Consider the following 12,623-nt stretch of genomic DNA (forward strand, 5'->3'; position numbering starts at 1 on the left):
GCATCGCTCACCGGATCACCAGCGCCACGCGCCGCAGCGCGGCATCCGGTATCCCGTCCGGCACGCCGACCGGCACGAACGTGACCGCCACGCTGCCCGGATCGAGTGCCGCGAGGTGCTTGCGGGCAGCACCACCCAGGACGAAACTGACATCCCTGCCCTCCGGCCCGGACGGCGGGTGCGCGTGCCCCGTTTCCTCACCATGCCGGTCTTCGTGCCGATCTTCATGTCCCCCGTCGTGACCCTCTCCATGTCCCTCGTCGTGCCCATATCCGGCTTCCAGGCCGAAGAAGTGCACCTGCCCGACGTGCGCCGGGCTGCCGGGCCGTAAGCCGCCATTGCGCCCGCCATGCACGTAGACGTCGAAACCCGTCGGGGTGAAGGTGCGCGCCGTGCGCCCTTCGATGGACAGGATCGCTTGCGCGCCGGGGCCCATCCAGGGCGGTGCCCCGGCCAGGGAATCGCCGCCGGGAACCGCGGCCAGCGGGATCGTCGCGGGCTCGCTGCCGAGGCGAATGGCGCCGTCCACGCCGCTGTCGTTCGATTCCAGTGCGGCCGGTTCCCATTCCCGTGCCGCGCCATCGCCCCTGGCCGGCGCGAACGGCAGGCTGCCGGCCGGGCGGGACAGATACGTGTCATACGCCAGCGCCGGCAGCGATACCACGTCGCGTATCCTGGGCTGGACCCGCGCCCCGCTTCCGTTGGCAAACACGAACGTCTTGTCCAGGAACGCCGCGTCGTCAGGATTCCTGCCGCCGGCGCGGTTCCAGCTGGCCCAGATCCTGTCGATACTGCAGTGATGGATCCAGAACAGCGGATCGTCGGCGGCCCACGGCACGGTCGCCATGCCGAGCCGGGTGCCGATATCGAGATGGACGGCGCCATGCACCAGCGCATCGATGTTCGCGCAAAAGCCGGCGTCGCCATTCAAGGGGTTATAGGTCGCCGACTTCATGCAGTCGAGATCGAGCCGCAGCCCGGTCCGGCCCAGCGGCAGCGGCGTGCCGGCATTGATTTCCGGGTAGCGCTCGTCGCGATACAGCGCGCCCCAGCGGCCATGCTTTTTCTGACGGAACTCGACGGGCAGCGCCTGCTGGGCCGGGTCCGTATAGTCCCAGTAGGGCAAGGTGAAGCAGGCTTCCCCGGATACCGCGCGGATGATCTGCTCGAAATGGTTCAGGACCATGCGGTGCCAGGGCAGGAAGTATTGCTCGGGCTGCCCGAGGTGCGACTGGCAGGTGTTCCACATCTCGTTTGCCAGCGCTCCGCCGAAGAGGGGAAAGATGCGGGCCAGTTCGCCTGCCTTGGTCCGGTCGCCGCGCACCATGTGGGTGTACCACTGGAACGTCCACGACAGCGGGCTGGACTCGGGGTACCGCAGCGGAACGGCCATCCTGCGCACGCTGTCGGCATAGATCTGGAGCATCTTCCTGCCCTGCTCGGTGACCAGGCTGTACCGCGTGGCGCCGCAGCCTTGCGCGACGCTCCCCGGCTGCAACAATACGAGGCCGGCGGCTACCCCGCCGGCGGCCAGGAATTCCCGGCGTGACAAACTCGACATGGCGCCCCCATCGAATGGTGTGGTTGACGTTCATGGACCATGACGTTCATCGGCCGTAATGTTCATGGACCGTAATGTTCATGGACCGCAATGTTCATGGACCGTGACGTGGATAAACGGCCACGGCGGACTGGTGCCGCGGGCAAGCGGTGCCCTCCATGATCGTCAGTGGGATGCCGTATGCAAGCTGCGCAGGAGCGGTATCGGCGGCCGATGACGGCGCGATCAAACTTGCCGCCAGTGTTTTTGACAGGACGGATTTTCGGTGGAACGAGCGCGGCTGTTGCAGGCCGCGCCGGCAGGCGTCACTCAGGCTGGTTCCGTTCCCGCATCATGTCGGCCAGGCTGCGCGGCGCCGGCTCCAGCGGTGCGCGGTGCTGCGTCCAGCCCAGCTGCGCGGAGGGCGTCAGCGCGCGCAGGCGGGTTGCCGCCTTCCGGAACAGTCCATAGACCGACGGGTGCGAGAACGCGCCGCTCCAGAAGCGCCACACCAGCTTGTCGCCACGGCTGAACTTCGCGCCCTGCCCCTTCAGCGGATGCGCCACACGCTCGCGCGGATCGCGGTTCGCTTCGGTGCGCAGGCGCACCAGCAGGGCCGGGATGGGAATGCGCACGGGGCAGACTTCCCCGCAGGCGCCGCACAGGCTGGACGCGGTGGCCAGGTCGGCCGTCGCCTCCAGCCCCAGCAGGTGCGGCGAGATGATCTTGCCGATCGGCCCCGGATACGTGGTGCCGTAGGCATGGCCGCCGATGCGCCCGTACACCGGGCAGTGGTTCATGCATGCGCCGCAGCGGATGCACTGCAGCGTGGCGCGCAGCTGCTCGTCCGCGTAGGCCTGCGTGCGGCCATTGTCCAGCAGGACCAGGTGCATTTCACGGGGGCCATCGCGTTCGCCGGCGCGGCGCGGGCCGGAAATCAGGTTGAAATAGGTGGTGATCGGCTGGCCGGTGGCGGAGCGCGTCAGCAGGCTGGCCAGCGGCACGATGTGCTCCAGCTTCGCCACCACCTTTTCCATGCCCATGATGGCGATGTGCACGTCCGGCACCGTGGTCGACAGCCGGCCGTTGCCCTCGTTCTCCACCAGCCACAGCGTGCCGGTATCGGCGGCGGCGAAGTTCACGCCGGACAGGCCGATGTCCGCCTCGGCGAACGCGGTGCGCAAGGCGCGCCGGCCGGTCTGGATCAGCGTGTCGACGTCCGTGCTGTACGGCGTGCCGGGAATGTGCCGTTCGAACAGGGCGCCGATATCCTCGCGCGTCTTGTGGATCGCCGGCATGACGATATGCGACGGCTTCTCGCCGGCCATCTGCACGATGTATTCGCCCATGTCCGATTCGATGCACTCGACGCCCCGCTCGGCCAGGTAATGATTCAGTTCGATTTCCTCGCTGGCCATCGACTTGCCCTTGATGACCTTGCGCGCGCCGCGCCGCCCGGCGATGCAGGCGATGATCGCATTGGCTTCGTCGCCCGTTTCCGCCCAGTGCACGTGCACGCCGGCGGCGGTCAGTTTCTCTTCCAGCCGCACCAGCAGTTCCGGCAGGTTGGCCAGCGCATGCCGGCGGATCGCCTCGCCCAGGTCGCGCAGGCGTTCCAGTTCCAGCGCATCGGGGAACTGGGCGCCGCGTCTGGCTTGAAGAAAGTCCATCGCGCCGCGGAAGCTGGCGCGCAGCTTGGGATCGTCCAGCGCGGTGCGGGAGCGCGCATGGAAATCTTGCGGCGCCACGAAATGCATGGCCTGCGTGCTCATGGCTGCCTCCCTGGCGTGACGATCACCACCCACATCCAGCGCGGCCCGTGCGCGCCGAAGGCCAGGGTCTGCTGGATATCCGAGGTTTTCGACGGTCCGGAGGCCAGCACCAGGTTGGCCGGCATGCCGTCGCGCCAGCGTTCGGCGCGGGCGGCGTCGAACAGCGTGGCATGCAGCGTATCGGCATATACCAGCGCGACATGGAGCGGCGGCACCAGCGACACGGTGCGCGGCGTGCCCGCATCCGGCGCCAGGACCAGCGTGCCGGTGGCGGCGATACCGGAGCGGGCCACCGTGAAGCCGGCATCGACCGTGGCGAACAGCTCGTCCTTCCACTCTTCCAGCGGCGCCCGGAACGGCAGCGCTTCGATGTCCGCCGGCAGCGCGGCGGCCAGCGCCGCGCCCTCGGCGCTGGCGGGGTCCAGCAGCAGCCGGCTGACGCGATGCCGCGCCAGCCTTCCGGCGAGCTGCGCCGGCCATTCATCGGCCGTGGCACGCCACACGTCGGCACGCGAAGCGCGCATGGCGGCTTCCATCGCCTCCACCAGCGCATCGGGCAGCTGATCCGGCGCCGGGTCCGACTCAACAGCCGCATAGTGCGCGGCTATGCGTTCATCCAGCGCGAAGGCATCGTGTTCGGAAGGCACCGGCGCAGCGGCGCGCAGGCGGCCCAGCATGCGCTCGCGGGCATCCGGTTCAAGTGCATGGGGTTCGCGTGCATGGGGTTGGCTTCGACGGGATTCGTGTCGATTCATCATGCGCCCTCCCCGCCGGGCGCGATGCCATTGGCGCGCCGCCACAGGAAGCTGGCCATGTGCTCCACCTCCAGCGGTGCGTTCCTCGCCGTGGCCGCGTGGCCGATGTTGAGCAGGCAGCCACAATCGGCGGAGACCACGCGCCGCGCGCCCGTGGCGCAGGCCGCGGCGATCTTGTCCGCCACCATCGCGCCGGAAATATCGGGATGCTTCAGGCAGAACGTGCCCCCGAAGCCGCAGCACTCGGATTCGCGCGCATGTTCCAGCCGGCGCACGCCCGGCAGGCCGTCGACCAGCGCCACGCCATGCCCCCGCGTTCCCATCTCGCGCCGTGCGCCGCACGAGGTGTGCAGCACCACCGCCTCGTCGTTCAGCCGCGCGGCCGGGTAGCGCACGTGCAGCACGTTCAGCAGGAATTCACTCAGTTCATAAATGCGTCCCGACAGCTGCTGCGCCTGCGCGGCAAGGTCCGCATCGCCGGCGAACAGTTCGGGCCAGTGGTGGCGCATCATGCCGGCGCAGGAGCCGGACGGCACCACGATCGGCCAGTCATGCGGGAACAGCGCCATCTGCGCCAGCGCCACGTCGCGCGCCTGTTGCGGGTTGCCGCTGCTCCAGGCGGGCTGGCCGCAGCAGCTCTGGCCACGGGGGAAATGCACCGTGACGCCTTCGCGTTCGAGCAGCCGCACGGCATCGAGGCCGGCCTGAGGCATGAACAGGTCGATGACGCAGGTGCCGAACAGGTAGACGTGGGATGGCGGCGTCGCGGGATACGGGCGGGGTTGCATGGTGGTCTCCGTCATTCGCGTGGCGATGTCAGGCCGCGGCTTGCGCCGCCGGCTTCCGCTCCTGCCGCGCCTGCCGCGGCTGCCGCAGCAAGCGGTCCAGCAACTCGATCCAGTGCCCGACCGGCGTGGCGGTACCGCCCTGCAGGTGGCTCTGGCAGCCGATGTTGGCGGAGACGATCTCGCCGGCCCCCGTGGCGTGCAGCGCCGCCAGCTTGCGGTCACGCAGCTGGGTGGACAGTTCCGGCTGCAGCAGCGAGTAGGTGCCGGACGAGCCGCAGCACAGGTGGCTGTCGGCGCACAGCCGCACGTCGACACCCACGGCGCGCAGCAAGCCTTCCACCTTGCCGCGGATCTGCTGGCCGTGCTGCAGGGTGCAGGGCGGATGGAACGCGACCTTTTGCCCCGGCCCGTCAGCGTTGCGCTCGCCGACCTTGTCGACCAGCTCGGCCTGCAGGTCGCACAGGACTTCGCTGACATCCCTGGTCAGCGCCGAGATGCGGGCCGCCTTGGCCGCATACGCGGCATCGTGGCGCAGCAAATGACCGTATTCCTTGACGGTGACGCCGCAGCCGGACGATGTCATCACGATCGCCTGGGCGCCGGCCTCCACCAGCGGCCACCACGCGTCGATATTGCGGCGCATGTCGTCCAGGCCGCCGGCCTGGTCGTTCAGGTGGTAGCGGATCGCGCCGCAGCAGCCGGCTCTCGGCGCGATGGCGAGTTCGATGCCGAGGGCATCGAGCACCCGTGCGGTGGCGGCATTGATGTTCGGCGCCATGGCCGGCTGCACGCAGCCGTCGAGCAGCAGCATCGTGCGGGCATGCCGCGACTTCGGCCACTGGCCCGGCGATACCGGCCGCGCCACCTTGGCACGCAGCGCGGCGGGCAACGCCGGCCGCAGCCACTGCCCGGCCTTCATCGCCGGCTTGAAGATCCACCCGCGCGGCAGCACTTCGCGCAGCAGCGTGCGGGCGGCGCGCTGCATGGCTGGCCGCGGCACCTGCTGCTCGACGATGCCGCGCCCGATATCGAGCAGCCGGCCGTACTCCACGCCGGAGGGACAGGTGGTTTCGCAGTTGCGGCACGTGAGGCAGCGGTCCAGGTGCAGCTGCGTGCCCGGCCCGGCGGGCGTGCCTTCCAGTACCTGCTTGATCAGGTAGATGCGCCCGCGCGGGCCGTCGAGTTCATCGCCCAGCAACTGGTAGGTGGGACAGGTGGCCGTGCAGAAGCCGCAATGGACGCAGCTGCGCAGGATGGCTTCGGCTTCCTGGCCTTCCGGCGTGCCCTGGTATTGGGGAGCGAGATTGGTTTGCATGGTCACAGGTCTCCGTACATGCGGCCCGGGTTGAAGATGCCGGCCGGGTCGAAAGCGTTCTTCAGGTTGCGGTGGATGGCGTGGACGGCGGGCGCCAGCGGATGGAACACGTCGTGCCGGGCCGCGCCGCGGTACAGCGTGGCGTGGCCGCCGAGCCGCGCCGCCAGCGCGCGGACGCTATCCGGCGCATCGTTCGTGCGCAGCCAGCGCTGGCCGCCGCCCCATTCGATCAGTTGTTCCGTGCCGGACGCCAGCGGGGGCGCCACGGTGGGCACCGACAACCGCCACAGCGGCGTGGCGGGTTCGCCGGTGAAGAAGCCGTGGCGCTGCTCGCGCACGTCGTGCCAGAACGACTCCGCGGCCGCTGCGGGCAATGCGTCGCCACCGATGCGGCGTGCGGCGGCATCGACCGCGGCGGCCGCGCCGGATAGTCGCACTGTCAGTTCGCCGGCGTGCCAGGCGGTCGCCGACACGGGCAAGGGCTGGCCGGCCCAGGCATTCACATGGCGCAGCGCGGCTTCCTCGTCGCACGCGAGGCGCAAGCTTGCTTCCATGGCCGGCCGGGGCAGCACCTTCAGCGAGACATCCAGGATCAGGCCCAGCATGCCGAGCGACCCGGCCAGCAGGCGCGACACGTCATAGCCCGCCACGTTCTTCATGACCTGGCCGCCGAAGCGCAGCACGTCGCCCTGCCCGTTCAGCAAGGTGGCGCCCAGCACGAAGTCGCGCACCGCGCCGGCGGCCTGGCGGCGCGGCCCGGCCAGCCCGCTCGCCACGACCCCGCCGATGGTGGCGGCATCGCCGAAGTGCGGCGGCTCGAACGCCAGCATCTGCCCCTGCGCCGCCAGCGCCGCCTCGATCTCGCGCAGCGGGGTGCCGCAGCGCGCCGTGATGACCAGTTCAGTGGGCTCGTAGCTGGTGATGCCGCGGTGCAGCGCCGTTTCCAGCAGCGCCCCTTCCGGCGGCCTGCCATACCAGTCCTTGCTGCCGCCGCCGCGGATACGCAGCGGCAGCCTGTCCCGCGTGGCGTCCAGCACCCGTGCGCGGAAGGTCTCGAGCATGTCATTCATCCTGTTCTCCTTTGGCGTGGCGGACCAGCGGCGCTTGCGCGAACCGGAACAGGCCCGCTTCCACCTTGCGCCGGCCGTATTGCGCGCAGCGGTCCAGCGTGGGGATCGCCTTGTCCGGATTGAGTTGACGCGCCGGATCGAAGGCGCCCTTGACAGCGATGAACGCGGCGATCTCCGCCACGGTGAATTGCTCGCACATCGAATCGAGCTTCTCGATGCCTACCCCATGTTCGCCGGTGATGGTGCCGCCGGCCGCCACGCACAGCACCAGGATCGCTGCGCCGAAGGCTTCAGCGCGGGCGAATTCGCCGGGCGCGTTGGCGTCGAACAGGATCAGCGGATGCAGGTTGCCGTCGCCGGCGTGGAACACGTTGGCGCAGCGCAGCCCGTACTCGGCGGCCAGCGCATCAATCCCCGTCAGCACTTCGGCCAGCTTGCGGCGCGGGATGGTGCCATCCATGCAATAGTAGTCGGGCGAGATGCGGCCGGCGGCGGGAAACGCGTTCTTGCGGCCCGACCAGAAGCGCAGCCGCTCGGCTTCGTCGCGCGAGACGGCGATGGCGGTGGCGCCGGAATGCGCCAGCACGGCGCTCATGCGGCCGATCTCTTCTTCCACCTCTTCCGGCAGGCCATCCGATTCGCACAGCAGGATCGCGGCCGCGTCGGTGTCGTAGCCGGCGCGCACGAACGGCTCGACCATGCGCGCGCTGGTGCGGTCCATCATTTCCAGCCCGGCCGGGATGATGCCGGCCGAGATCACCTCGGCCACCGCGTCGGCGCCCTGCACCACGCTGTCGAACGAGGCCATGATGACGCGCGCCAGCGGCGGCTTCGGCACCAGCTTCACGGTGGCTTCCGTCACCACGCCCAGCATGCCCTCGGAACCGATGAACACGGCCAGCAGGTCGAGCCCGGGCGCGTCGGGCGCGCAGCCGCCCAGCTCGACGATCTCGCCATCGGCGGTCACCATGCGCACGCGCAGCACGTTGTGCAGGGTGAGGCCGTACTTCAGGCAATGCACGCCGCCGGAATTCTCGGCGATATTGCCGCCGATGGTGCAGGCGATCTGCGACGACGGATCGGGCGCGTAGTACAGCGCGTGGGCGGCGGCCGCTTCGGAAATCGCCAGGTTGCGCACGCCGGGCTGCACGGTGGCCGTACGAGCCTGCGCATCGATGGCGACGATGTGGCTCATCTTTGCGGTGGACAGCACAATGCCCTCGGCGACCGGCATCGCGCCGCCGGACAGGCCGGTGCCCGCGCCGCGCGGCACGATCGGCACGCCCAATGCGCGGCAGGCGCGCAGCACGGCGATCACCTGCGCCTCGTTTTCCGGCAGGGCCACCGCCAGCGGCAACTGGCGGTAGGCGGTCAGGCCGTCGCACTCGTATGGCCGGGTATCTTCCTCGTCGAACAGCAGGCAGTGCGGGGGGAGTACGGCGTGCAAGGCGGCGCGCAGCGCGGCAACCCTGCCGCGCTGGCGCTCCGCGGCGAGCTGGCCGTTGGCGTCGAAGGTTCCGATGGTGCCGATGTTGCCGATGCTGCCGATGGTGCCGATGGTGTCATTCGCGCTCACGGCGTTGATTTCACTGGCGTGATGAGGGGCGTTCATGTGGCGTCTCCTGCTGGCTTTTATTCACTGGAACCAGTGTAGCGGCAGAGCGCCGGTGCACGCGGTGAAAAGTATTCACCGCTGCATCCGATATTATTCAAGCGCCGGCGTAGGACGCCAGCAGCCAGTCGACGAACAGCTGCACCTCGGGCCGCAGCTTGGTGCCCTGTTCGTACACCACGTAATACGCATGCGGCGGCGAGGCCAGCCGGATGTCGAACAGCTCGACCACTTCGCCCCTGGCGATCATCTCCTGGGAGAAGTGCTGCCGCGTGAGGCCGACACCCTGCCCCAGCCGCACCGCTTCCAGCAGCAGGCCGAGATCGTCGATGCGCACGCCGGTGGCGGGTTCCGGCCAGTCCAGCCCGGCCACCTCGAACCAGCACTTCCACGGTTCCAGCGCGGAGCGCAGCAGAGTGGCCTTCGCCAGCTCGGCCGGGCTGGCGATGCCGCCGATCCGCTCCAGGTAGGCCGGGCTGGCCACCGGGAAAGCCGGCTCTTCCAGCAGCTTGAGGGTTTCCAGGTCGGGATACTTGCCGGCGCCGAAGCGCACTTCCAGGTCCGATTCCGACAGGGCCAGGTCGTACAGCGGCACGGACAGGAACACGTCGACCGCGATCTCCGGATGCGCGCTGGTGAAGCTGGCCAGGCGCGGCAGCAGCAGGTAGCGGGCAAAAGTGGGCGGGACGGTGATCTTGATGCGCGGCTGCACCGGCGAGGCACGGCCCGGCATGGGGAAATCGGTCAGCGTCTGCAGCGCGGTGCAGACCACCTCCAGGTAGCTGCGGCCGAACGGTGTCAGCGCAGGCGCCCGGCCGTCGCGGATGAACAGGCGGTCGCCGACGAACTCTTCGAGCAGGCGGATGCGGTGCGACAGCGCGGAAGGGGTGATGCACAGCTGGTTGGCGGCCACCGCAAATGAGCTGGAGCGCGCCGCGGCTTCGAAGGCGACCAGCGCGTGGACAGGAGGGAAACGTTTTTGCATGGCGGTCCGGGATAGGTGCGTTCTTCAGGAACGCCGCAACGCCCGTCCTTGCCGGCACGGGCGTTGGGCGTCCGACCAGCCATTCTAATGGGGAATCATCCCCGTGAACACGTAGGCCTGCAGCACCGTCATGATGCCGACGATGACGGCGAAGAACAGGCTGTGCTTGAGCGTGAAACGGAACAGTTCCGATTCGCGGCCCACCAGGCCGGTGGCTGCGCAGGCCACGGCGATAGACTGCGGCGAGATCATCTTGCCCGTCACGCCGCCGGTGGTGTTGGCGGCCACCATCAGCGTGTCGGACACGCCGATCTGGTGCGCGGTGGTGCTCTGCAGGGAGCAGAACAGCGCGTTCGACGACGTGTCCGACCCGGTGAGGAACACGCCCAGCCAGCCGAGGAACGGCGAGAAGAACGGGAACGCCACGCCGGTGCCGGCCAGTACCAGGGCCAGCGTGGACGACATGCCGGAATAATTGGCGACGAAGGCGAAGGCCAGCACCAGCCCGATCGACAGCACGGGCCGGCGCAGTTCCACCAGCGTATCCCGGAAGGCGCGCAGGCCGTCGGCCGGCTTCATGCCCAGCAGGATCATCGAGATGATGCCGGTGATCAGGATCGGCGTGCCCACCGCGGACAGGATATCGAGCTTGTACACGGCTTCATAGGCCTTGGGCACGGTGACGATCGGCGCGGTCTTGATGACCATCCCGTCGAGGTACGGCACGTGCACCTTGATCACCGTCCAGGCCAGCGGACCCTTGGCGAACAGCGCCTTGAAGAACGGCAGGCTCCACACCGTGACGATGGCGGTCAGGATGCCGAACGGCGCCCAGGCGCGCACCGTCTGCGCCAGCGTGTACGGCGAGCGGGTACGGCCGGCCAGCGGCGCGCCGCCTGCGTTGCCGCCGAAACCACCGATGCCGGACAGCGCGGCCGCGCCACCCGCCGCCACCACGCCGCGGGCGGCATTCTTGGCGGTGGCCGGTTGCCAGACCTTCAACAGCAGGGTCAGCGACACGAGGCTGACCAGTGCCGACGTAATGTCCGGCAGTTCCGGGCCGATGAAGTTGGAGGTGAGGTATTGCGTGACGGCGAAGCTGCCGCCTGCCACCAGTGCGCCCGGCCACACTTCCTTCACGCCGCGCAGCCCGTCCATCATGAAGACCAGCCAGAACGGCACGAACAGCGACAGCAGCGGCAGCTGGCGGCCCGCCATGGCGCCGATGTGCATCGGGTCGATGCCCGTCACCTGCCCCGCCACGATGATGGGGATGCCCATCGCGCCGAAGGCCACCGGCGCCGTGTTGGCGATCAGGCACATGCCGGCCGCGTACAGCGGGTTGAAGCCCAGCCCCACCAGCAGCGCCGCGGTGATCGCCACCGGCGCGCCGAAACCGGCAGCCCCTTCCAGGAACGCGCCGAACGAAAAGCCGATCAGCAGCATCTGCAGGCGCTGGTCGTCGGTGATCGACAGGATCGATGCGCGGATGACCGCCAGTTGTCCGGTGCGCTCGACCACCTTGTACAGGAATACGGCGGTGATGATGATCCACGCGATCGGCCACAGGCCGTAGGCGAAACCGTAGCCGGCCGACGCCAGCGCCTGCGGCACCGGCATGCCGTAGGCGAACACCGCCACGAGCAGCGCGAGGCCCAGCGTGACGGCGCCCGCTACGTGGCCCTTCATCCGCATGACCGCCAGGGCCAGGAAGAAGAAGATGATGGGAACGGCGGCCGCCAGGGCGGACAGCCCCAGGCTGCCGAGCGGTGCATAGACTTGGTTCCAGACCTGCATGGTGTGCTCCTCCAGACGATTGGTTTTATGTTATGTCGGAGGAAAGTGTACGGCCGGCCCCGGCGTGAAAACCGCCGCCGGGCGTTGAAATGAATTGACGCCTGAAGTGAAAATCTTTCACCGCCCCGGGCACCGCCTGTCAGCTGATTGTAAGGGGCGGGGCTCGCCACGCTATATCGCGGTTAAACGCCACGGGATCGGACCTTCTTGCCAGGCCAGGCAGCGCGTCACCCCGACACACTTTAAAGGGTATTCATTTCACGAAAAACGGATGAGTAACTGCATGAATAGAAATCATCCGCGCGGGATTATGCCGGCATATTAATTGTCTTGCCGTTACTGGCTTCGCTTGATATTTCCACTGAGAAATTGTGTCAAGCTTTGCTTTTCGTCGACACATAATAAACAACACAGCAGCCCATTTTGGAAATATTTTGTTCCACTTCAAAATTATTATTTGCATAATGCAATTTTCTTGTAGTACTATTCCTACATGCATCCTGCTCAGGAGAAACTTATGCAAAGCAATCCGGTTGAACTTCCCCCTGCAACGACTGCCGTACTGCAGCGCCGGGCTATGCTTTTTCTGGCAGGACTGCTAAAGGGTTTCCGTACCATTTTTCGGGGACGCAGTGAAAAGTCGCCATCCGTGACCGTTGCCGGTACAGTATTGCTGTCTCGGCCGAGCCAACAGGCGCCCACGATCGGGCATATAGAGTTCTGTCTTTCCGAGATGGAAGCTCAAGGGTATGCGCGTTTTTGCGCAGAGAACGGCTATGTGGCGATAGTCGAGCAAGATATATACGACTTCTCGTGGTCGGTCGAGGTATGCGCCGCACCGCTTGAGTCACGGTGAGGGTGGAGTTCTTCATCGACGCCGGCGCACCTGGGACTAAAGTCTTTTGAATGGTCCGCGGCCAGTCCCGCTCTTGGTGCAAAGAAACAACGGCTAATCCGGAAACACCATGCAGGCATGGACGGGCGCCGTC

The 12,623-nt window shown here is 67.8% G+C and carries 10 protein-coding genes; 1 reads left to right on the plus strand and 9 read right to left on the minus strand.

Annotated elements, in window-relative coordinates:
- Window positions 1-7: 7 nt before the first annotated feature.
- The 9 genes from EYF70_RS16315 to EYF70_RS16355 form a co-directional block, all read right to left on the minus strand.
- Window positions 8-1,561 (minus strand): tyrosinase family protein, encoded by a 1,554-nt coding sequence (locus EYF70_RS16315; protein ID WP_131146354.1) that lies wholly within the window; start codon window positions 1,559-1,561, stop codon window positions 8-10.
- 305 nt (window positions 1,562-1,866) lie between these two features.
- Window positions 1,867-3,312, minus strand: coding sequence for a LutB/LldF family L-lactate oxidation iron-sulfur protein (locus tag EYF70_RS16320; RefSeq protein WP_131146355.1), 1,446 nt, complete (start codon window positions 3,310-3,312; stop codon window positions 1,867-1,869).
- Window positions 3,309-3,989, minus strand: coding sequence for a LutC/YkgG family protein (locus EYF70_RS16325; protein ID WP_229420920.1), 681 nt, complete (start codon window positions 3,987-3,989; stop codon window positions 3,309-3,311). The genes EYF70_RS16320 and EYF70_RS16325 overlap by 4 nt, the downstream gene beginning before the upstream one ends.
- 77 nt (window positions 3,990-4,066) lie before the next feature.
- Window positions 4,067-4,855: a (Fe-S)-binding protein gene (locus tag EYF70_RS16330; protein WP_131146356.1), complete on the minus strand. Its 789-nt coding sequence runs from the start codon at window positions 4,853-4,855 to the stop codon at window positions 4,067-4,069.
- Window positions 4,856-4,883: 28 nt separating this feature from the next.
- A complete protein-coding gene (gene glcF / locus EYF70_RS16335; RefSeq protein WP_131146357.1) occupies window positions 4,884-6,170 on the minus strand; it encodes a glycolate oxidase subunit GlcF in 1,287 nt (428 codons plus the stop codon).
- Window positions 6,171-6,172: 2 nt separating this feature from the next.
- Window positions 6,173-7,240 carry a glycolate oxidase subunit GlcE gene (glcE, locus tag EYF70_RS16340; RefSeq protein ID WP_131146358.1) on the minus strand — a complete coding sequence of 356 codons (1,068 nt, stop codon included), beginning with the start codon at window positions 7,238-7,240 and terminating at the stop codon, window positions 6,173-6,175.
- Complete coding sequence (locus tag EYF70_RS16345) at window positions 7,233-8,852, minus strand: FAD-linked oxidase C-terminal domain-containing protein (RefSeq protein ID WP_131146359.1); 1,620 nt, start codon at window positions 8,850-8,852, stop codon at window positions 7,233-7,235. The genes glcE and EYF70_RS16345 overlap by 8 nt, the downstream gene beginning before the upstream one ends.
- Before the next feature lie 97 nt (window positions 8,853-8,949).
- A complete protein-coding gene (locus EYF70_RS16350; protein WP_131146360.1) occupies window positions 8,950-9,837 on the minus strand; it encodes a LysR substrate-binding domain-containing protein in 888 nt (295 codons plus the stop codon).
- 84 nt (window positions 9,838-9,921) lie between these two features.
- Entirely contained in the window at window positions 9,922-11,634 is a 1,713-nt protein-coding gene (locus tag EYF70_RS16355) for a lactate permease LctP family transporter (RefSeq protein WP_131146361.1), read from the minus strand.
- A gap of 517 nt (window positions 11,635-12,151) precedes the next feature.
- On the opposite strand from EYF70_RS16355, the gene EYF70_RS16360 reads away from it, so the two are divergent.
- Entirely contained in the window at window positions 12,152-12,490 is a 339-nt protein-coding gene (locus EYF70_RS16360; RefSeq protein WP_131146362.1) for a hypothetical protein, read from the plus strand.
- The last annotated feature ends 133 nt before the right edge of the window (window positions 12,491-12,623 follow it).

It is taken from the genome of Pseudoduganella albidiflava, from assembly GCF_004322755.1.
Lineage (GTDB): Bacteria > Pseudomonadota > Gammaproteobacteria > Burkholderiales > Burkholderiaceae_D > Rugamonas > Rugamonas albidiflava.